Source organism: Sinomonas terricola (genome assembly GCF_034931225.1).
Classification (GTDB): domain Bacteria; phylum Actinomycetota; class Actinomycetes; order Actinomycetales; family Micrococcaceae; genus Sinomonas; species Sinomonas terricola.
Map to the genome: position 1 here is coordinate 1 of NZ_JAYGGQ010000022.1, position 19,621 is coordinate 19,621.

General features: G+C 69.7%; 22 protein-coding genes. 17 read left to right on the forward strand and 5 right to left on the reverse strand.

The features are described from left to right. Positions 1-429 precede the first annotated feature (429 nt). The 4 genes from SPF06_RS20470 (at position 430) to SPF06_RS20485 (ending at position 4,037) form a co-directional block, all read left to right on the forward strand. Positions 430-1,896, forward strand: a complete 1,467-nt coding sequence (locus SPF06_RS20470; RefSeq protein WP_323281010.1) for an alkaline phosphatase family protein — start codon at positions 430-432, stop codon at positions 1,894-1,896. A 111-nt stretch (positions 1,897-2,007) separates the two neighbouring features. After that, positions 2,008-2,367 (forward strand): UBP-type zinc finger domain-containing protein, encoded by a 360-nt coding sequence (locus SPF06_RS20475; RefSeq protein ID WP_323281066.1) that lies wholly within the window; start codon positions 2,008-2,010, stop codon positions 2,365-2,367. 242 nt (positions 2,368-2,609) lie between these two features. Beyond that, entirely contained in the window at positions 2,610-3,749 is a 1,140-nt protein-coding gene (locus tag SPF06_RS20480) for a WD40/YVTN/BNR-like repeat-containing protein (protein ID WP_323281011.1), read from the forward strand. A 3-nt stretch (positions 3,750-3,752) separates the two neighbouring features. After that, positions 3,753-4,037 carry a MoaD/ThiS family protein gene (locus SPF06_RS20485; RefSeq protein ID WP_323281012.1) on the forward strand — a complete coding sequence of 95 codons (285 nt, stop codon included), beginning with the start codon at positions 3,753-3,755 and terminating at the stop codon, positions 4,035-4,037. Positions 4,038-4,046: 9 nt separating this feature from the next. Here the strand turns inward: SPF06_RS20485 and SPF06_RS20490 are convergent, their stop codons facing one another. Continuing rightward, positions 4,047-4,289, reverse strand: a complete 243-nt coding sequence (locus SPF06_RS20490; RefSeq protein WP_323281013.1) for a hypothetical protein — start codon at positions 4,287-4,289, stop codon at positions 4,047-4,049. Positions 4,290-4,663: 374 nt separating this feature from the next. Here SPF06_RS20490 and SPF06_RS20495 point away from each other — a divergent pair, with 374 nt between their 5' ends. Beyond that, entirely contained in the window at positions 4,664-4,852 is a 189-nt protein-coding gene (locus SPF06_RS20495) for a YegP family protein (RefSeq protein ID WP_323281014.1), read from the forward strand. Between the two features lie 85 nt (positions 4,853-4,937). Further along, a complete protein-coding gene (locus SPF06_RS20500) occupies positions 4,938-6,167 on the forward strand; it encodes a helix-turn-helix domain-containing protein (RefSeq protein ID WP_323281015.1) in 1,230 nt (409 codons plus the stop codon). A gap of 16 nt (positions 6,168-6,183) precedes the next feature. On the opposite strand, the gene SPF06_RS20505 is transcribed toward SPF06_RS20500, so the two are convergent. Further along, positions 6,184-6,462 carry a YciI family protein gene (locus tag SPF06_RS20505; RefSeq protein ID WP_323281016.1) on the reverse strand — a complete coding sequence of 93 codons (279 nt, stop codon included), beginning with the start codon at positions 6,460-6,462 and terminating at the stop codon, positions 6,184-6,186. 93 nt (positions 6,463-6,555) lie between these two features. Here SPF06_RS20505 and SPF06_RS20510 point away from each other — a divergent pair, with 93 nt between their 5' ends. The 8 genes from SPF06_RS20510 to SPF06_RS20545 all read left to right on the forward strand — a co-directional run bounded on the left by SPF06_RS20510 (position 6,556) and on the right by SPF06_RS20545 (position 14,655). Next, positions 6,556-6,894 (forward strand): ArsR/SmtB family transcription factor, encoded by a 339-nt coding sequence (locus SPF06_RS20510; protein WP_323281017.1) that lies wholly within the window; start codon positions 6,556-6,558, stop codon positions 6,892-6,894. 6 nt (positions 6,895-6,900) lie between these two features. Next, positions 6,901-7,386, forward strand: coding sequence for an NADH-quinone oxidoreductase subunit B family protein (locus SPF06_RS20515; protein WP_323281018.1), 486 nt, complete (start codon positions 6,901-6,903; stop codon positions 7,384-7,386). Continuing rightward, positions 7,383-9,425, forward strand: a complete 2,043-nt coding sequence (locus tag SPF06_RS20520; protein WP_323281019.1) for a proton-conducting transporter transmembrane domain-containing protein — start codon at positions 7,383-7,385, stop codon at positions 9,423-9,425. The genes SPF06_RS20515 and SPF06_RS20520 overlap by 4 nt, the downstream gene beginning before the upstream one ends. Beyond that, positions 9,422-10,378, forward strand: a complete 957-nt coding sequence (locus SPF06_RS20525; protein ID WP_323281020.1) for a respiratory chain complex I subunit 1 family protein — start codon at positions 9,422-9,424, stop codon at positions 10,376-10,378. The genes SPF06_RS20520 and SPF06_RS20525 overlap by 4 nt, the downstream gene beginning before the upstream one ends. Continuing rightward, positions 10,375-11,037 carry a hypothetical protein gene (locus SPF06_RS20530; protein ID WP_323281021.1) on the forward strand — a complete coding sequence of 221 codons (663 nt, stop codon included), beginning with the start codon at positions 10,375-10,377 and terminating at the stop codon, positions 11,035-11,037. Before SPF06_RS20525 ends, SPF06_RS20530 begins: the two co-directional genes overlap by 4 nt. Beyond that, positions 11,037-12,545, forward strand: a complete 1,509-nt coding sequence (locus tag SPF06_RS20535) for a proton-conducting transporter transmembrane domain-containing protein (RefSeq protein ID WP_323281022.1) — start codon at positions 11,037-11,039, stop codon at positions 12,543-12,545. Before SPF06_RS20530 ends, SPF06_RS20535 begins: the two co-directional genes overlap by 1 nt. Beyond that, the gene (locus SPF06_RS20540) at positions 12,542-14,116 is read left to right on the forward strand and encodes a hydrogenase large subunit (protein ID WP_323281023.1); all 1,575 of its coding nucleotides are present in this window, start codon (positions 12,542-12,544) and stop codon (positions 14,114-14,116) included. The genes SPF06_RS20535 and SPF06_RS20540 overlap by 4 nt, the downstream gene beginning before the upstream one ends. A gap of 104 nt (positions 14,117-14,220) precedes the next feature. Next, positions 14,221-14,655, forward strand: coding sequence for a VOC family protein (locus SPF06_RS20545; RefSeq protein WP_323281024.1), 435 nt, complete (start codon positions 14,221-14,223; stop codon positions 14,653-14,655). A gap of 24 nt (positions 14,656-14,679) precedes the next feature. On the opposite strand, the gene SPF06_RS20550 is transcribed toward SPF06_RS20545, so the two are convergent. From SPF06_RS20550 to SPF06_RS20560, 3 genes are read right to left on the reverse strand one after another with little or no spacing between them, the layout of a single operon-like run. After that, positions 14,680-15,129: a hypothetical protein gene (locus SPF06_RS20550; RefSeq protein ID WP_323281025.1), complete on the reverse strand. Its 450-nt coding sequence runs from the start codon at positions 15,127-15,129 to the stop codon at positions 14,680-14,682. Further along, the gene (locus SPF06_RS20555) at positions 15,122-16,108 is read right to left on the reverse strand and encodes a hypothetical protein (protein ID WP_323281026.1); all 987 of its coding nucleotides are present in this window, start codon (positions 16,106-16,108) and stop codon (positions 15,122-15,124) included. The genes SPF06_RS20550 and SPF06_RS20555 overlap by 8 nt, the downstream gene beginning before the upstream one ends. Further along, on the reverse strand, positions 16,105-16,590 hold the full coding sequence (locus SPF06_RS20560) for a hypothetical protein (protein ID WP_323281027.1): 486 nt from the start codon (positions 16,588-16,590) through the stop codon (positions 16,105-16,107). Before SPF06_RS20560 ends, SPF06_RS20555 begins: the two co-directional genes overlap by 4 nt. A gap of 271 nt (positions 16,591-16,861) precedes the next feature. Here SPF06_RS20560 and SPF06_RS20565 point away from each other — a divergent pair, with 271 nt between their 5' ends. The 3 genes from SPF06_RS20565 (at position 16,862) to SPF06_RS20575 (ending at position 19,581) form a co-directional block, all read left to right on the forward strand. Beyond that, positions 16,862-17,551: a hypothetical protein gene (locus SPF06_RS20565; protein ID WP_323281028.1), complete on the forward strand. Its 690-nt coding sequence runs from the start codon at positions 16,862-16,864 to the stop codon at positions 17,549-17,551. 189 nt (positions 17,552-17,740) lie between these two features. Further along, positions 17,741-18,847 (forward strand): ABC transporter permease, encoded by a 1,107-nt coding sequence (locus SPF06_RS20570; protein ID WP_323281029.1) that lies wholly within the window; start codon positions 17,741-17,743, stop codon positions 18,845-18,847. After that, positions 18,844-19,581, forward strand: coding sequence for an ABC transporter ATP-binding protein (locus SPF06_RS20575; RefSeq protein ID WP_323281030.1), 738 nt, complete (start codon positions 18,844-18,846; stop codon positions 19,579-19,581). The genes SPF06_RS20570 and SPF06_RS20575 overlap by 4 nt, the downstream gene beginning before the upstream one ends. Positions 19,582-19,621: the final 40 nt, after the last annotated feature.

Below are 19,621 nucleotides of genomic sequence, written 5' to 3' on the forward strand. Positions count from 1 at the left end.
CACCCGCCAGGGTGTGGGAGAGTAGGACACCGCCGGACAACACCACCCGAGGGCCCCACGACGACGTGGGGCCCTCGAACACTTAACACGACAACTGGCCGAGCCGGGCACGAACAAGCGCTGCGGTGGTTTCTAGCCCAGCTTCACGTATCGGGTGCGCTGGGTCCCTTGACGCAGGTCTTGCGAGAGGGAAAATTGTAGGGCGGCAGCACAGACTGGCCGCCTGTGTATCCTTGGGACGCGTTGCTCGAACATCTGCATCGCCCCTGCTGTTGTGTGACGGTGCCGCTGGCAATCGCCAGAAGGCCCGCCGACGTCTCGACACGACAGGCTGGATCTGACCTCTTGCCCCGGACCGGGGCTCGCTGCACTGTTTGGCTCCCAACTCTTGCGCTGGGGGGATCTGGGACTGTTTCAAAGGAATGACCAATGTTCCCCCATGCGAGGACCTTCATCGCGCCCGTGATCGCACTCGTCACTGGCGCCGCGTTCGCGGTAGTTGGCTTCGCCTCCGCCAGCGCGTCCGCCGAGTCGACGACTCTGATCGCAAATGCCATTGCAGACACATACGTTTCCAAACATGACCCGAACGGCAACTTCGGGAGCGACGCGTCTATGTCGGTGTCGCAGAACTCGTATCAGGTCCTGATGCGATTCCAGCTCTCCCTGCCAGACGGCGCCAGCGTCACGAGCGTGAGCCTGAGAGTCTATTCGAACAATTCGGTCAGCGGCAGCCTCGAGGTGCAGTCGTCGGGCAATGATTGGGACGAGGCGACTGTCACCTACGCCGATCAGCCACCGTCGCAATCCATAGAGCTGGGGCGCTCTGTCGAAAGTCTGCCGGACGTGGCATATGCGAGCTTGCTCTTGCCCGTCACCTCCATCGCTAGCACAGGCTCATTCAGCTACCGTCTCACCACGACCACGGGTGAGCAGGGCAGCTTGGCCTCCCGCGAGACGACCCATCCACCGCAGCTTGTTGTGACGTACGCACCGGCACCCACGACACCCCCTGCGACGGCGAACCCGACACCGACGGAGACCTCCACGAGCACCGCGCCGGCCACGTCCACGCCAACCACCAGCGCCACCGCCTCTCCGACGCCAACACCGACGGTGCCTGGCGTTCCCGCCTTCGACCACATCGTCGTCGTGATCGACGAAAACCAGCCGTATCAGAGCATTATCGGGAACGCCGATGCCCCGTACATCAACAGTCTGGCCAGTTCAGCCGCAAACCTGACAGAAATGTACGCCGAGACCCACCCGTCCCAGCCGAACTACCTCGACTTCTTCGGCGGGGACAACCAAGGCGTCACCGACAACACCGGTGCGCCGTACCAATTCACAACCGAAAACCTCGCCCACCAGTTGATCACCGCGGGGAAGTCCTTTGGCGCCTATGCTGAAGGGCTGCCCTACAGCGGCTATCTCGGCGGAGACACCAACGGCTATGTGATCCACCATGCCCCGTGGGTGAACTGGACCAACTATCCGGCAACGGTGAGCCACCCGTTCACCGACTTCCCGACGGATTTCACGCAACTGCCGACCGTGGCCATGGTCGTTCCAAACCGCTGCAACGACATGCACGACTGCTCGGTCGGCACCGGAGACGCATGGCTGAAGACCAACCTCGACGGATATGCCCAATGGGCCACGACCCACAACTCCCTCCTCATCGTCACATGGGACGAAGACGACGGGACGAGCAACAACCACATCGCGACCGTGCTGAGCGGGGCGAGCGTGCTTGCCGGACAGTATTCGCAGAGCACCAACCACTACGGCCTGCTGGGTCTCATCGAGGACGTGTACGGGCTCGCACGCATAGCCAATGCGACGGGCGCACCGGCGATCACCGCACCATTCGCAGCCTCTACCGTGCTCCGTTAGGAGTGCCACTCGGTGTTGCGCCCCCGCCCTGGAAGGGGTGGAGGCGCAACGTTCCTGGTCGCCGCGCCCACGGCATAAAGTGTGCCCATGACGGAAGAGATTGAGGATCTGATGGTCGACGCGGGTTTGACCGTCGAGACCCTCCCGGGGCCTTCGGGCGCAGGATGCGTCGAATGCGATGAAGTGGGCGGCTGGTGGTTCCACCTGCGCCGGTGCGTCAGCTGTGGCCATGTCGGGTGCTGTGACGACTCCCTTGCGCAGCATGCCCGCCGACACTTCGAGGCCACGGGGCACCGGTACATCCAGAGCTTCGAGCCCGGCGAGCTCTGGTTCTGGGATTACCTCGGCGAACGCGCGGTGAAAGGACCGCTGCTTCCTCCACCCGCGCACCATCCCACCACGCAGCCGGCGCCGGGTCCGGAAAGCCGCGTTCCTGCCGACTGGCGGAAGCAGCTCGCCCGCGCGCGATGAATGGCCTGACCCTTAGGCAGGTCCCGGACACAAGGAAGCCCCGGAGCGACGATTGGGGGATGCGCGCTCCGGGGCAGTCTTGGGGGCACTCAGGCCTGCGCACCAGCCTAGAGAAGCCGCGGCAAGTTTGCCAAGCATATTCTGTCAATAATTTGGGAGCCGCCTCCCGGCGCAAGAGTGTGCGCGGTCCCGTTGGCGTGCGAAGCCTTGTCCGCGTGAGCTGCTCGTGCTCGGATAGGCACATGGACACCCCTGCTTATCTCTTGGCCATCGGCACCAAGAAGGGCCTGTGGCTTGCCAGGAGCACCGATCGTCGCTCGTGGGACGTCTCGCAACCGCACTTCCTCATGCAGGAGATCCCGGCGATCGGGATCGATACGCGCGGTGGCCGGACCCGGCTTCTCGTCGGCGTCCGCTCGGAGCATTTCGGGCCGACTGTTGTCCACTCCGACGATCTCGGCGCGTCCTGGAACGAGCCGGACCGCGCGTCGATCGCGTTCGACGAAGGCGACGGCGCCGCCGTCGAACGCATCTGGCAGATCCTCCCCGACGCTGAAGGCCGTCCCGGCGTCGTCTGGGCTGGCGCGCAGCCCATCTCGGTGTGGAAGTCGACCGACGGCGGGGAGACCTTCGAACTCAACCGCGCGCTCTGGGAGCACCCCGACAAGGGCGAGTGGGGGGCGGGCTATGGCGGGGCGGCCGCGCACTCGATCGTTCCGGACTCGCGGGACCCGGGCCTTGTGCACATCGCCATGAGCACGGGCGGCGTGTATCGCTCGCGCGACGGCGGGGCGAGCTGGGAGCGCGCGAGCAAGGGGATCTCGGCGTACTTCCTCCCGGACCCTGAGCCGGAGATCGGCCAGTGTGTGCACAAGATCTCGGCGGACCCGGACGGACGCCTCTACGCGCAGAACCACAGGGGTGTGTTCCGGAGCGACAACCAGGGCGAGCAATGGGTCTCGATCGCGGACGGCCTGCCGGCGGACTTCGGGTTCGTCATGCTCACGCATCCGCGGCGCGGCGGGACGGCGTGGGTCATCCCGCTCGTCTCCGACTTCGAGCGCATCGCCCCTGGCGGGCACCTCGCGGTGCACCGCACGGACGACGCCGGCGAGACCTGGCGGGCCTTCGACGGCGGGCTCCCCGCGGTCGACTTCAACACCGTGCTCCGCGATGCCGCGTGCGTCGACGCGGGAGAGCCGGTGGGCGTGTACTTCGGGACGCGCGGGGGCTCAGTGTTCGCGAGCTCGGATGAGGGCGAATCCTTCGTGGCGGTCGCGACGGGCCTTCCGGACGTGCTGTGCGTGCGGGCCGTGGTGCTCGACGGCTGGGCTGATCCGAGCGCGGTGGCGGGGGCGGCGGAACGGACGACGGCGGGCTGACGCATGGCTGGGAGCGTGAGTGTTGTGCTGCCTCAGATCCTCGCCGACGTCGCCGGCGGGCACACGGAGCTCTCCGTGACCGGAGTGGACTCCGTGCGCGCCGTCCTCGACAGTCTGGCCGCCCCGTACCCGATCCTGGCGCGGAGGCTCCGGGATGAGACCGGCCGGCTTCGGCGCTTCGTGAACGTGTACGTGGACGGGGAGGATGTTCGGCGTCGCGAGGGGCTCGATACCGCCGTGGCGGACGGGCAGGAGATCATCGTCATCCAGTCCGTCGCGGGCGGCTGAGGGACGGGACTACGCGACGAGGTCGCGTCCCTTGAACGTCACGTCGGACTGGACGTGCCAGAGGGAGAAGTCTTCCTCTTGGATCGCACGGCGGTAATGGGTGTCCTCGTCCCGGATCCAGACGAGGCCGATGCCTGGCGCGGTGTCGTAGACGGTCCCCCGGAGGACAGTGACGCCGCTGCGGGCCTCGATGAGGTCCCCGCGGCGGAGTTCGCTGAGCTTCCGGATGCGGCGGTGGGTTTCGCTGGTCATCGGGGCTCCTTCATGCGTCAGTGGTGTTCCGACCTCACACAGTCTTGTACGCCGCTGTTACCGGTCGGTTTCCTGCGCATGTGGGGGCGGTAAGGAGTGCACTGCGGAGGCGTTTCCGTGAACATGGAATGTTGCCCCCGTCACAGTCCGCGGCCCCCGGTCGACTCATACACCACGGCTCGATTGGACACGCCGCATGCGCTGTAAATAGTTTATAAATTCCGCATTCACAGTACGAAAAAATGTTGGCCCCGAGCTGTGTACCCGCCGGTAAGGGTGTTGTGTACGCGTTTTCGCACGGTACGGTCACGAATGACGCTGGCATGACCTGCCGGCGAGCACAACTCCACACGGTCGGCGAAGGGGCACACGCGGTGGCGGCACGATTCGAAGTCCTCAACGACGGGGCCCGCTGTTATCGGGTCCAGCTCCGCTCGGCGGAAGGCACAGTCATCGCCCTCGCCCAGGGGCTCCAATCACTCGACGCCGTCAAGGGCGTCATCGCCGCCGTCCGGGAGGGCGCGTCGATGGGCCTCGTCGTGGATCTCACCAAGAGCGTCTGACTCCGCGGGGCTGGCTGCAACGTCGATGCAACCTTCGCCCGCGCATCCCCCAGATGTGGCGCGTACACTGTGGTGCACGGCACACATGAGGGAGTGGGTGGACGTGCGGGCACAGCAGCTGACGGCCGCGAGACGCGGATCGCTGCGCGCTGTCGTGGAAGATTCTTGGCGCCGGTCCTTCGAGGCGCACCCGCGGCGCGAGGACGCGGCCGTCTCGAGTGTCCTCTCCGAGGGCGACCTCGTTGCCTATCGCGACGCCCACCGTCTCGCCGCCGTCACCCCGCTCATCCGAGACCTCCTCGTTCAGCCCGCGGAGGACGCGGGGACGGTCGTCGCGATCGGCGACGAGGCCGGCAGGCTCCTGTGGATCGACGGCGACTCTGCCGTCCGGCGACGCGCGGAGGGCATGGCGTTCCTCGAGGGCGCCGACTGGTCCGAGACGAGCGTCGGGACGAGCGCGCCCGGCACCGCGCTCGCGACCGCGGCCGCGGTGCAGATCGCCGGCGCAGAGCATTTCAGCCCCCTCGTCGAGGCGTTCTCGTGCACCGCGGTCCCGATCCGGGACCCGTTCTCCGGCCAGCCCATCGGCGTCGTCGACATCACGGGCGGCGACGCGGCCGTCTCGGGGTACGCCCTCCCGCTCGTGCGCGCCGCCGTGACCGCGGCCGAGGAGCGTCTCCGCGCGCTCGCCGCCGCGTCCCGCGCAGGCCGCCGCGCGCCGTCGTCCGTTGGAACGGCGGTTCTTTCCGTCACGGGCAGGGACCACGGGGTGCTCCGCTGCGGCGAGCGTACGCTGAGCCTCTCGATGAGGCACTCGGAAATTCTCGTGCTCCTCGCGAGCAATCCGCGCGGGCTCACCGCCGAGGAACTCGCCGACCGGCTGTATGAGCAGGCCGTTCCGGCCGTCACCCTGCGGGCCGAGCTCGTGCGGCTGCGCAAGGTGCTCGACGCGTTCGGCGCGGGTGTGCGCTTCTCCTCGCGGCCGTACCGGGTGGAGGGGATCGAGGTCGACTCCGTCCACGCGCTCGCCCAGCTCGAGCACGGCTCGCACCGCCTCGCGCTCAACTCCTACGCGGGGCAGATCCTGCCGCGCTCCGACGCGCCCGCGATCGCCGAGCTCCGCGACGAGCTCTCCGCGACGCTTCGGGAGGCGGTTGTCGGGAGCGCGGGAGTCGACGTCCTCATGAGCTACCTCCAGCTCCCCGAGGCGGAGAACGACGCCGAAGCCTGGCAGACCGCTCTCCGCCTCCTTCCGCCGCGCTCGCCGAGGCGGGCCGTCGTCGTCGCCCATCTCGAACGGCTCCTCATCGCCTGACCCTGCCCTGTGCGCGCTACTCGAAGCGCACGGCGTTCCACTCGAGGATGCGGCCCTCGGCGAGGCCTTCGGTGACGAACGGATCGGCCGCGATGAAGCGCTCGGCGTCCTCTCGCGACGTGAAGATGCCCATCGAGCTCGCAGCCGGATCCGGGGTTCCGAACGCGCCGAGCGCGACGAGGCCGCCGCCGTCGGCGCGGAACGCCTCGTAGAACGCCTTGTGCCGGGGGAACACCTCGAGGGCGCGCGAGCGGTCGACGCCCTCGCGCAGGCGGTACATCACCACGAACTCCATGCGTCGGATCCTACGCGGCGCGTCCTCGCGTTTCCCGTGCACCTGCAATGACTTGCTAATATGTGAAATTGCGATTGTTCTCAGGAGGTGGGCATGACGAGGCCGCTCTACCAGGTCAAGGCCGAGTTCTTCAGGACATTGGGACACCCGGTGAGGATCCGAGTCCTCGAACTGCTGTCCGTGCGCGAACACGCCGTGGCCGAGATGCTTCCCGAGGTCGGCATCGAGCCGGCCAACCTCTCGCAGCATCTCGCCGTGCTGCGCCGCGCGGGCCTCGTGGCCACCCGCAAGGAGGGCTCGTCCGTCTACTACTCGGTCACGAGCCCCGACGTCGCGGAGCTCATGCGCGTGGCCAGGCTCATCCTGACGAGCGTGCTCTCTGGGCAGGCCGAGATTCTCGATGACCTGCGCGCCCCGGTCGCGGGGGCGTGAGCAGCCTTGCTGAAGCTATGGCAGAGGATCCGTCGGATCGGCCGCATCGCCGAGCGGGCTCCTGAGAAGCCGGTCGCGGACCCCGCCGCGGCCGCAGCAGGGCTGCGCGGCTCCGTGCAGATCCGGCACGTCGATGCGGGATCGTGCAACGGCTGCGAGATCGAGGTCGCGGCCGCGTTCGGCCCGGTCTACGACGCCGAACGCTACGGCGCGCGGCACGTTGCCTCGCCGCGGCACGCCGATGCCCTCATGGTGACGGGGCCCGTGACGCGCAACATGCTCGTGCCGCTGCGCCGCACCTACGAAGCCGTCCCGGCGCCGAAGCTCGTCGTCGCCGTCGGCGACTGCGCCCGGAACTGCGGGGTCTTCGCGAAGGCCTACGGCGTCGCAGGGGCGGTCGCGGACTTCGTCCCGGTCGACGTCGAGGTGGCCGGCTGCCCGCCGCGTCCCGAGGCGATCGTGGACGCGGTCAGGAAGCTCACCGGCCGATGAACCTCGTTGCCGGGGGGCTCGCCGCCGCGGCGGCCGCGAGCGTCGTGACCGCGGTGCTCGCCGTCGTCGTCCCTTCTCGCTTGCACGCCGCCGTGTCCGGAGCCGGCACGGCCCTTGTGGGTGCCGCCGGGGCGGCAGCGGGAGCCGCCGCCGTGCTCGGCCAGCCCTTCGCGCTGTCGCTGCCGTGGGTGCTCCCGCTCTTCGGGGTTTCCCTCGAGGCGGATCCCCTCGGCGGGCTGTTCGTGGCCGTCGCGGGCGGCGCGGCCGTGGCAGCCGGCGTCTACGGGATCCGGCCTGCGCGGCGGGACGGCGGGTCGCGCGCCACAAGCGTCGTCATGCCGCTCTTCGCGTCGTCGCTCCTCATCGTTCCGATGGCATCCGGGGTGGGCTCGTTCCTCGCGCTGTGGGAGCTCATGGCCCTCACGTCGCTCTTGCTCGTGCTCTCGGGCCGCCGCCGCGCGGACGCCGCCGAGGCGGGCCGCTGGTACGCAGTGATGACGCACCTCGGCCTCGTCGCGATCATGATCGCGCTCATGATCCTCGTGGCCCACGCGGGCGGCGACTCGTTCGCGGCCCTGCGCGCGGGCGCGGGCAGCGTGCCGCCCGTGGTGGGAGGCACGGTGTTCGTGCTCGCGGTCCTCGGCTTCGGCTCGAAGTCGGGGATCCTGCCGCTGCACGGGTGGATGTCGCGCGCCTATTCGGCGGCGCCCGGCCACGCCGCGGTCCTCATGTCCGCGGCCATGGCCAACCTCGGCGTGTACGGGATTGTGCGGGTCGGCTTCGACTTCCTCGACGGCGCCAGGTCCGACACCGCTCGCTGGTGGTGGATCGGCGCCCTCCTCCTCGGCGCAGGATCCGCGGTCTACGGGATCCTCCAGGCCGCGATGAGCTCAGACCTGCTGCGCCTGCTGAGCTTCTCCTCGACGGAGAACATGGGGCTCATTCTCGCGGGCGTCGGGGCCGCCGGGCTGTTCGCCTCGTCCGGGAGCCACGCCCTCGCCGGGCTGGCCCTCGTCGCGGCGCTCCTCCACACGGTCAACCATTCGGCCTTCAAGGCGCTCCTGTTCCAGGCCGCGGGATCCACGGTCGACGCGACGGGAACGCGGGACCTCGACGAGCTGGGCGGCCTGCGTCCCAGAATGCCGGGAACGACGGCGGCGTTCGGCTGGGGTGCCCTGGCCGCCTCCGCACTGCCCCCGGGCACGGCGTTCGTCTCGGAATGGCTGCTCATCCAGGCCCTCATCCACGGGCTCGGGGCCTCCGGCGTGGCGAGCTCCGTCGTCCTGCCCGTCGCGGTGGGCGCGGTCGCGCTCACGGCGGGCCTCTCAGTGGCCACGTTCGTCAAGGCGTTCGGGGTCGGATTCCTGGCCAGGCCCCGCAGCGAGGCCGCGGGCCGGGCGACCGAGGCCCCTGCGACCGCGCTCGTGGCGATGGGCCTCACGGGCGCGGCGTGCGCGATCCTCGCCGGCCTCCCCTCGCTCGTGCTTCCGGGGCTCGGGCGCGTGGCCGCCTCGCTGACGGGCGCCGCAGGGACGACGGTCGACGGCGCCGTGACCCTCGAGCTCTCGGGCGTCGCCGGATCGCTCTCGCCGCTCGTCCTCGCCGTCGGCCTCCTCGTCGCCGTCGTCCTCGCGGCCGGAGCCGTCCGGGCGCTGGCTGTCCGGTCGTTGGCCGTCCGCCGCGCGCGCCGCGCCGCGAGGCTGTGGGACTGCGGTGCGGGCCCCCTCACGCCCCGCATGGAATACACCGCGACCTCGTTCGCCGAACCGCTCCAGCGCGTGTTCGACAACGTCGTCGCCCCGGAAACTGGCGTGGACGTGACCCACCCCGACGAGTCCCACTACCTCGTGGAGCTCGTCGAATACCGGCGGACGGTGCCGGACCGCATCGAGCGCCGCCTCTACCGCCCGATCCTCTCGCTCGTCTCCGCGTGGGGGAGCGCAGGACGACGGCTCGCGAGCGGGAGCATCCACCAGTACCTCGCGTACGGCTTCTTCGTGCTCATCGGCCTGCTCGTCGCGCTGGCGGTGACCCGGTGAGCGCGCTCGGCATCGTCGGCGGCGTGCTTCAGGCCGCGCTCGTCATCGCGGGATCGCCGCTCCTCGTCGGATGGATGCGGCAGATCCGGGCCCGGCTCGAGGGGCGCGTCGGGGCTGGCGTCGCCCAGCCGTGGCGCGACCTCCGCAAGCTCTTCGGAAAGGAGGCGATCGTCCCGGCCGGGACGAGCGAGGTCTTCAGATTCACCCCGCTCGTGCTCGTCGGGTCGACGCTCGTCGTGGCCGCGGCGATCCCCTTCGTGACCGACGCCTCGGCCCTCGGACCCGGCGCCGACCTCTTCGCCGTCGTCGCCCTCCTCGCCATGGGGACGGCGACGCTCGCGCTCGCGGGCCTCGATACGGGGACGGCCTTCGGGGGCATGGGCGCGAGCCGGGCGACGACGATCATCGCCCTCGTCGAGCCCAGCCTGCTCATGGCGATCTTCGCCCTGTCCGTTCCCGTCGGGTCCACGAACCTCGCCTCGATTGTCCACTCGGCGCTCCGGAACCCCGCGCAGGTGCTCTCGCCCGCGAGCCTCCTCGCGGCGGTGGCCCTGCTCATGGTCACCGTCGCGGAGACGGGCCGACTCCCCGTCGACAACCCCTCGACCCATCTCGAGCTCACGATGATCCACGAGGCCATGGTCCTCGAGTACTCGGGGCCGGACCTCGCGCTCGTCGAGCTGTCCGCGTCCATGCGGCTCAGCGTGTTCCTCGGCCTGCTCGCGAGCCTTTTCGCGCCGTGGGGCATCGCGACGTCGCTCGCCCCCGTGCCGCTCGCCGTCGGCGTGGTCGTGTTCGCGGCGAAGGTCCTCGTGCTCGGCACGGCGGTGGCCGTCGGAGAGGTGTTCGTCGCGAAGCTTCGCCTCTTCCGGGTTCCCGAGCTCTTGGCGGGATCCTTCCTCCTCGGGCTGCTCGCCGTCGCCGCGTCCTTCTTCCTGTCGAGGCAGCCATGAGCGACGCGCTGTACGTGCAGCTGCTCGACCTCGCGGGCGGCGCCCTGCTCCTGACCGCCGTCGTCATCCTCTGGCGCCGACGGCTCACGGCGATCGTGCGGGTCTTCGCCGTGCAGGGGCTCGCGCTCTCGCTCCTCGTCGGCGTCCTGGCAGCCCACGAGAACGACCCCACGCTCGGCGGGATCGCCGTCGGCCTCCTCGTGCTGCGCGCCGGCGTGCTGCCGTGGCTTCTCCGCCGCGCCCTCGCGGCCGCGGGGAACGAGCAGCACGAGGCGCGCCCGCTCGTCAACGTCGCGGCCTCGCTCCTCGCGGCGGCCGTCCTCGTGCTCATCGCCTACGCCGTCTCGCAGCCCCTCGTGGAGCTCTTCCCCTCGGCGGCGAGCACCGCGATTCCCGTCGGCATGGCCGTGGTGCTCATCGGCTTCTTCGCGCTCGTCACACGCCGCCATGCGCTCTCGCAGCTCGTCGGGTTCCTGCTCATGGACAACGGCATCACGGCGGTTGGCTTCCTTGCGACCACCGGCGTGGCCCTCGTCGTCGAGCTGGGCATCTCGCTCGACGTCCTCATGGCGGTGCTCGTGCTCTACGTCCTCGCGAACCGCATGCGCGAGGCCTTCGGCACGGCCGATCTGGACGACCTCCGGGAGCTGCACGACTGATGAACGACGTGATCCTGCTCGTACCCGTCCTCGCCCCGCTTGTGGGCGCCGCGGTCTATGTGGTCTTCGGCTGGCGGCCGACGACGGCGTGGACCGCCACCGTGAGCGCCGCCCTCGTGCTCGCCTCCGGCGCGTTGCTCGCCGCGGACGTGCTGCAGCACGGCCCCCGGATGGGCCTCCTCGGACTCGTCCGCGTCGACGCGCTCGCCGCCTTCATGCTCGTCGTGGTCGGCGCCGTCGCCCTCCTCGCAGCGAGTGCGACGCCCGCGTGGCTCCGCGGCGAGATCGCCGCGGGCCGAGCCGAGCCGCGCACCGCGGCCCGCCACAGCCTGCTCGTGCAGCTATTCCTCGCCGCCATGGCATGGGCCGTCATGGCTGCGAACGTCGGGATGGTGTGGGTCTCTATCGAGGCCACGACGATCGTGACGGCGTTCCTTGTGGGCCAGCGGCGGAGCCGTGCGGCGGTCGAGGCGGCGTGGAAGTACGTGGTGATCTGCTCGACGGGCATCGCCGTCGCGCTCCTGGGCATCCTCCTGCTCGATTCCGCCGCGAGCCATGTGCCCGGCCACGTCGGGCTCGACTGGGTGGAGCTCGTCTCCGCGGCCCCGCATCTCGACCCCGGCGTCACCCGCATCGCCGTCGCTCTCATGATTGTGGGGTTCGGCACGAAGGCGGGCCTTGCCCCGCTGCATTCGTGGCTGCCCGACGCCCACGGCCAGGCGCCCGCGCCCGTCTCGGCCCTCATGTCCGGGGTGCTCCTCGCGGTCGCCTTCTCCGTGGTCCTCCGGGTCAAGGCGGTCTCCGACGCCGCGCTCGGCGTTGGCTTCGCCCGGACCCTGCTCGTCGCGATCGCGCTCGCGACGCTCGCCGTCTCCGCCTCGCTCATGATCCGCCAGCGCGACTACAAGCGCATGCTCGCGTATTCGAGCATGGAACACCTCGGGATCATCGCGTTCGGGGCCGCAGCGGGCGGGCCGCTCGGGACCGCGGCCGTGCTCCTGCACGTCCTCGGGCACGGACTGGTCAAGGGAGTCCTCTTCCTCGGCGCCGGGCAGGTCCTGCAGACCACCGGCACGAGCCGGATCGACGCCGTTCGTGGGCTTGCGGCACGCGCTCCGATCGTGGCCGGCTGCGTCGGAGTCGGGGTGCTCGCCCTCATCGGGTTCCCGCCGTTCTCCGTGTTCGCGAGCGAGCTCGGGATCGTGCGCGCGGGGTTCGCGACGGGCCTCGGATGGGCGGCAGTGCCCGCGCTCGTGCTTGTCCTCGTCATCGCCGCGGCCCTCGTGGTGCACACGAGCCGCATGCTGTTTGCACGCCCGAGTGCGGCGGATGAGCCGTCCGGCCCGCCCAGCCCGTCCGGCCCCGAGCCGGAACCCGCCCTCCCGCGGCGGCTCGCGGCCATGCCGCTCCTCCTCGGCCTCGTCGTGTGCTCCGCGCTCGGCGTGACCGCGGGCCCGCTCGCCGCGGTCCTCGATGCCGCCGCCCAGAGCCTGACGGGAGCGCCATGACCTCCGAGCACACCCCCGAACAGGCGCCTGCCGGGCCACAGCCCGGCGAGCCCATCGGGCACCGCCGCACCGGCGCCGTCGTCGGGCCCGAGCAGCTCGCGGGCACGGCGGCGGGCCTCCTCGGCGATGGCTACCGCGTGGCGCTCGTCGCGGGGCACGACGACGGCCCAGCCGGCGGGCTGCGCGCCGTCTACCTCTTCACCGCCCCGGACCCGGACCGCCGCGTCGAGCTGTCCGTGCACCTCGACCGCGACCGCCCCCACGTGCCCAGCCTCGCGGGCATCTCGTTCACGGCAGGGCGCTTCGAGCGCGAGATGCGCGACCTCTTTGGGCTCGTCCCCGACGGGCATCCGCTGCCGCGGCGGATGGTCCGCCACGCGCACTGGCCGCAGGGCTGGTACCCGATGCGCAGTGATTCCGGGGATCCCTCGGAGTTTCCCGTCGTCGCCGACCCGTACCCGTTCCGCACGGTCGAGGGTTCCGGGGTCTATGAGATCCCGGTCGGCCCCGTGCACGCGGGCATGATCGAGCCGGGCCACTTCCGGTTCTCCGTCGTGGGCGAGACGGTCCTCAACCTCAAGGCAAGGCTCTGGTTCGTGCACCGGGGCATCGAGAAGCTGTTCGAAGGGCTCCCGCCGCACGACGGCGTGGAATACGCCGAACGCGTGAGCGGTGACACCGCCGTCGGGCACGCGCTCGCGTACTCCACCGCCGTCGAAGACGCCCTCGGCGTGCCCGTGCGGGCCGAGGACCGCCTCCTTCGGGCCCTCCTCCTCGAGCTCGAACGCATCCACAACCACGTTGCCGACCTCGGTGCGCTGTGCAACGACGTGGGCCACGCGATCCTCAACGCCCACGCCCAGCGTCTCCGCGAGCGGATGCTCCGGCTCAACGACAGCATGACGGGGCATCGCCTCCTGCGCGGGGGGATCCACCCGGGCGGTGTGCTGGTCCGGCGGCTCCCCGACGTGGACGAACTCGCAGCCATCGGCGAGGACGCCGCCGAGATCGCGAGCCTTGCGCTCGGGCAGAGCATTGTCCGCGACCGCTTCACGGGCACCGCGGTGCTCACCTACGAGCAGGCGCGGGACCTCGGCACGCTCGGCTACGTCGCTCGGGCGAGCGGGCTCGACGCCGACGCGCGCCACGGGCACCCCGTCCCCGGCGTCGTCCTCCCGCGGATCCAGCACGCGCACACAGGTGGGGACGTGCTCGCGCGGTTCAGCGTCCGCGCCGAGGAAGTTGCCGCGTCCGTGCGCTTCGCCATCGAATCGGTGCGTGCGCTCGGGGGATACCTCGGGGGGCCCGCCCGCCAGCTCCTGGCCGATGTGGCCCTCCCCTCGGGGCTGCGCTCCGGCGTGGGCATCGCCGAGGGATGGCGTGGCACGATCGTGCATCGGGTCGAGATCGCGCTCGACGACGGCGAGGCGCGTACCTCGCGCGTCAAGATCGTGGACCCGAGCTTCATGAACTGGCCCGCCTTGCCCGTGGCGATGGCGGACACGATCGTTCCGGACTTCCCGCTCGCCAACAAGAGCTTCAACCTCTCCTACGCGGGCAACGACCTGTAGGGCCCGAAGCGTGCCCCCGGGCTATGGTGTTCTGTCGGTCCCCGAACGTAGGCTCCGAGTGAGTCGGAGATCCCGGCGCCACCAACGACCAGGAGGGAACTGCCATGCCCACGATTCTCAACCCGTACCTCAGCTTCAAGGACAACGCCCGCGAGGCGATGGAGTTCTACAAGTCGGTGCTCGGCGGCGAGCTGACCGTCTCCACGTTCGACGATTTCCACGCCGCGCAGGATCCGTCCGAGGGCCCGCTCGTGATGCACTCCCAGCTCACGGCCCCGAACGGCCTGACGCTCATGGGCTCCGACACGCCCTCCCGTATGGAGTTCCGGCCGGGCACGAACTTCTCGATCTCCCTGAGCGGCGACGACGAGGCCGAGCTCCGTGGCTACTGGGACAGGCTCAGCGATGGCGCGACCGTCACGATGCCGCTCGAGAAGGCGATGTGGGGCGATACCTTCGGCATGCTCGTCGACAAGTTCGGCGTCGCGTGGCTCGTCAACATCGCGGGCCAGCCTGCCGAGGGCGCGCCTCAGGCGTGACCCGGGACTGCCCTCGGGTGACGCTCACCCGGCGTCGCGGGCCTCCCGCGACTGCCGGGTGAGCGTCTCGTCGATGATGTCCCTGATCTCGCGCAGCGTCTCGGGGGAGAGATCGCTCGTGAGAGTCCGGGCGGCGAAGCTCCTGACCTCGGCTTCGCGCATGGCGCGGAGGAGATCGAGTTGCGCGGCCACGCGCTCGGGCGTCTTGGCCTCCGCCTCCGTGAGGAACGCTGCGGGCACCCCGAAGAAGTCGGCGAGGGCCTCGAGCAGGTTCGTGTCCGGCGTCATGGGCCCGGTTCCGGCCCGCATGTAGTGCCACCGCTGGCGCGAGATGTGCAGGCCGCGGTCCTCGACGGCCTTCTTGATGTCCGGGAAGGTGTAACGGTGGCCGCCTTCGGCTTCGACGACATCCAAGAGCGTGTTGAGACGCTCTGCCAGAATGCCTTCGGGCCTCTGGGGCAACTGGTCAGGCATAGAGTGCTCCCTCCGACTTCTTGACAAGCTTCGAATCCGACGAATTCAGCAGAGTTCCCCCGGCAGCGAGGTCGCTGTCCAAGATCTCCACGAGAGCCCGGTGCAGCCGCGCCCGGGGATTTCTGCTGATCACTCCCTTGAGAGGTATGGACACCGAGTCTATGACGACGTTCGCCACCACCGTTCGCCGCCAGAGCCGGTGGAGGCGCAGGAGACGGTACCGTTCGTACACCTGCCACGCCGTCACGCGGCCCGACATTGCAGGCAACATGAGGCCGAACGCGATGAACAGGGCGCAGAGGGCCTGAAGTGCGTCAAACGTGCCTTGGAGGAAGGACTCATAGTCAAGGCCGACGTACGTCAGGACGATGATCTGCCGCAGCAGCTTCGCGACAAGCGCCGCGACCGCGACTGTGCAGCCGATCGCGACGGCCCCGAAGCCCACCCGGAACAGCGCCGACGCCATGCGCGGGAGGTACTTGACGCACACGAGCGCGACTTCGATCGAGACGGCGATCATATAGATGCACAGCGTCGACATGAACACGAATACCCCGATGTCGCTCTGCGACGCCGGATCGATCGACGTGCGGTCCGGCGAGAGCGACGCCGAGACGGCTCCCTCGATCGCCGCGCAGCCGAACGCGACGCAGAAGACGGTGATCGCCGCCGTCGTCTGCAGGAGCCCGCGGCGCAGCACGGCCTCTTGCTTGTCCGCTGCCACGACCGCCTTGACGATCGCGGACCGGAAGAGGCCGAACGCGAGCATGATGAGCGTGCCGCTCAGGAGGCTCGAGACGCCCGGGAAGCCCAGTGCGGTGTCAACAACGCGGAAGACCGCGGGATGGTTGATCGTCGCCGCGAGGGCGGCAGGGAGGGCCACGAAGAACACGAGATCCCCGCGGTGCCGGATGCACGGGCCGAGCCGGGACAGCACGAGGAGCCAGACGGCGAGGATCGAGGCCACGAGGATGCTCATCCGAAGACCCCCCGGAAGTTGAGCGGCTCGACGCGCCCGGCCCGGCGCGTCCTGGCGATCGCGTCCGCGAAGAGGTCGGCGAGCGATTCGGCAACGATCTCGGGCTCGGACTGCCGTTGGCACCGCGCGAGGCAGCGGCTCACCATGCTCGGGTTCAGGTCCGGGAGGAGCGAGGCGAGATGCGTCTCGTCCCCCATGAGGCGCTCGTGGTCGAGGACCATGTGCGCGAATTCGTGGAGGATGATCTGCTCGCGGTGCAGCGGCGAGGCCGTGTCCGCGTGGAGGATGAGGTCGGCATGGGGGAGGGAGAACCAGAGCCCGGAGACCTTGTCCCGCCCGAGCCGTTCGACCGGGCGGACGATGATCTCCTTGCCGCGGTCTTCTTCGAGGAGCGTCCGGAGGGCGTCGAGCGTGAGCTCGTCCGGGACGTCGAGGGCGCGAAAAGCAGCGGCCGCCTGACCTCGCAGCTCCTCCATGTCCATGACGCCGTCCTTGGGGTTTCGCCGGTGGACTTTCGGCCAAGGATAGCAGGGATTTAGACATGTCAATTTGAAGAACATCCGACATGGATATTCCGCGAGATATCGCGGATCGGAAAGGCATAGACAGTCACAAACGTTGCTCAGTAGAGTTCTCGCGTGACGGCTGTTCGGCCGTTCGACGTACGCGCGCACTCAAGGCTGAACAGTGATCAAACGGTTGTGGCAGTTCCCCGCTGTCATCGGTGGCACCGCCGTGCTGACGTTCTGCGGAGTGAGCGCACTCCAAGCGAGCATCAACGGACCCCTGCATTCTTACGGCGCCGCGGTCGAGGCCGCGCGGTCAAGCGCTTCGGCGAGTGCCGCCGTCGTCGCGCTCGCGGCCGCCGCACCGAGCGCCCGGCCGACCGACGACGGCGCCGAGGCACCACACGCATTGCAGGCCGCCATGGCGAGTCAGACGGCCGCCGCGTGCGCGAGCGCAGGGTGCGGCGCCGTCGTCGATGGTCGCCCCCAGCCCGCGCCGACCGCCGCGGATCCGGAGCCCCAGGCCGACGACGACGCCTCCGCCGTGCCGGCCGACGCTGATCAGCGGGGCGACGGCGGCCAGCCAGGTGCCGGACAGGGCACCCCGCCCGGCCAGCAGGCTGGCAACCCCGGGCGCGGGGCGTCGAACGCGCAGGGCCACTCGGCGGCGGGAAGCCGCAACGCGGTGCAGGGCAACGCCTCGCAAGGCGGTGCGCAGCAGGGCAGCGGAGTGCTCGGGGGCGTCGGGACGCTCGCCAACTCGGCCACGACCGACGCGACGGGCAAGCTCGCGCGCGAGGTGAGCCAGTGGCTCGGGCTGCCGAAGTCGCTTGCGCCGGCGCCGTTCGCAATAGCCGCGAAGGCCGCGGGGCAGGCTGGCTCGCACGGGAACGGGAACGGGAACAGCAGCGGCAACGGAAGCGGGAACGGCCGCTAGCCGCCCCTAGATGAGGCCCGTGGCCTCGGCCTTGCTGGCCGGTATCCTTCGGGTCCAAGGGCTCTGCCGGGGCGATGATGGGCCGCGATAAATTCGTGCCATGGCCGAGTTCGGGGCCGATCACACCGCGCGTGCCGGCGAAGTTCCGGTCGGACGGAAGCGCGTGCCCGGGCCGACGGGAGGGTGGCCATGCTGCTGCTCGCAGTGAAGAACCTGATCCAGGAGAAGACGCGTCTTCTCATCAGCATCGGCGGGGTCGCCTTCAGCGTGCTGCTGATCATGAGCATCCAAGGCCTGTACCAGGGCTGGTCGGACAACGCCGCGGGATACATCCGCACGGTACCGGCCGACTACTGGGTCGCCCAGCGCGGGGCTGCGGACATGTTCCACACCCCTTCGGTCCTGCCGCTCAGCCTCCAGCCTGAGCTCGCCGGCCTGGACGGGGTGGCCAGCGCCAAGCCGTTCAGCGGCCGGCGCGGGGTTTTCGAGCACGACGGCAAGGACGTCAACCTGTACGTCATCGCCTACGACAGCCAGAACGACGTCGGCGCCCCGGCCCGCGTCGTCGAGGGCAAGGCTGTGCCGTCCCAGGGCGAGATCATTGTCGACCGGGTGGTGGCCCGCAGCGAGGGCATCCGCATCGGCGACAGCCTTGACCTCGCGGGGCACCCGCTGAGAGTTGCTGGCTTCTCGGAGGGAGGCTACGTCCTGGCCACCTCCTTCGCCTTCACCGCCCCGGCCGATGCCCAAGCCATCCTCCAGCTTCCCGGAGACACCAACTTCTTCCTCGTCGCCCTCAAGCCGGACGCCTCGCTCGGCGCCGTGGCGGACCGGATCAACGCGATCCCCGGGGTGGAGGCGATCTCCAAGGAGAGGTTCGTCCAGAACAACACGAGCATCATCACCGACACCTTCCTGCCGATCATCCTGGTCCTGCTAGTGATCGGGATTGCGGTCGGCATGACGGTGATCGGGCTGACGATCTTCACGTCCACCATCGAGAAGGCCCGTGAGTACGGTGTCCTCAAGGCCATTGGCATCCGCAATTCCCAGCTCTACGGCGTGGTCGTGGAGCAGGCCCTCGCGGCTGCGGTCGCGGGGTACGCGATCGGGGCGCTGCTCTCCGCCGGGGTGAGTGCCGTGGCCGGAGGCTTCGTGCCTGAGTTCATCACCGAGCTGCGCTGGACGGACTACGGCTGGATCTTCGCCGTCACCCTCGCCATGGCAGTGGCAGCGGCCTTGCTGCCCGCACACCGCCTGGCCCGGATCGATCCCGCGGAGGTGTTCAGGGCATGAGAGTCCTGAGCGTGCAGAACCTCGGCAAGACTTTCGGGACGGGCCATACGGCAGTCCGAGCAGTCGATGGTGTCTCGCTCGACGTCGACCCCGGAGACATCGTGCTCGTGATCGGGCCCTCCGGATCGGGGAAGACCACGCTCCTGTCGATGATCGGAACGCTCATGCGCCCCAGCGAAGGTCAGATCTTCATCGGCGGGCGCGACGTTTCCCACCTCGGCGGCCGGCAGCTCGCGGATTTGCGGCTGCACGAGTTCGGGTTCGTGTTCCAGACCTTCAACCTGCTTTCGGCCCTGACCGCCGAGGAGAACGTGATGCTCCCGCTCGTGACCGCAGGGATCCCACGCCGCCAAGCCAAGGCCGAGGCGAGACGGGCCCTGGAGAAGCTCGGACTCGGGCACCGCCTGCGCAGCCTCCCGCGGGACCTTTCCGGCGGTGAGAAGCAGAGGGTCGCCGTCGCCCGCGCCCTAGCCAACGGCCCCGCGCTGGTTCTGGCCGACGAGCCGACCGCGAATCTGGACGGCCGGACAGGGCGTGAGGTCACGCTCCTGCTGTGCGAGATCGCGTGCCGGGAGAACCGGGCTGTCATCATCGTCAGCCACGACCTGCGGCTGCGCGACGCCGCCAAGAGAGTCATCACCATCGAGGACGGGCGGCTGACCGCCGTCGAGCCCGGAGACCACGACCTGAACTGCCCGATGCATTCTGCGGCGCCTGAAGCGCGCGCGGTCTGAAGAGAGGAGCCTGCCGTGGATTCAGACGGGCCATAGGGAG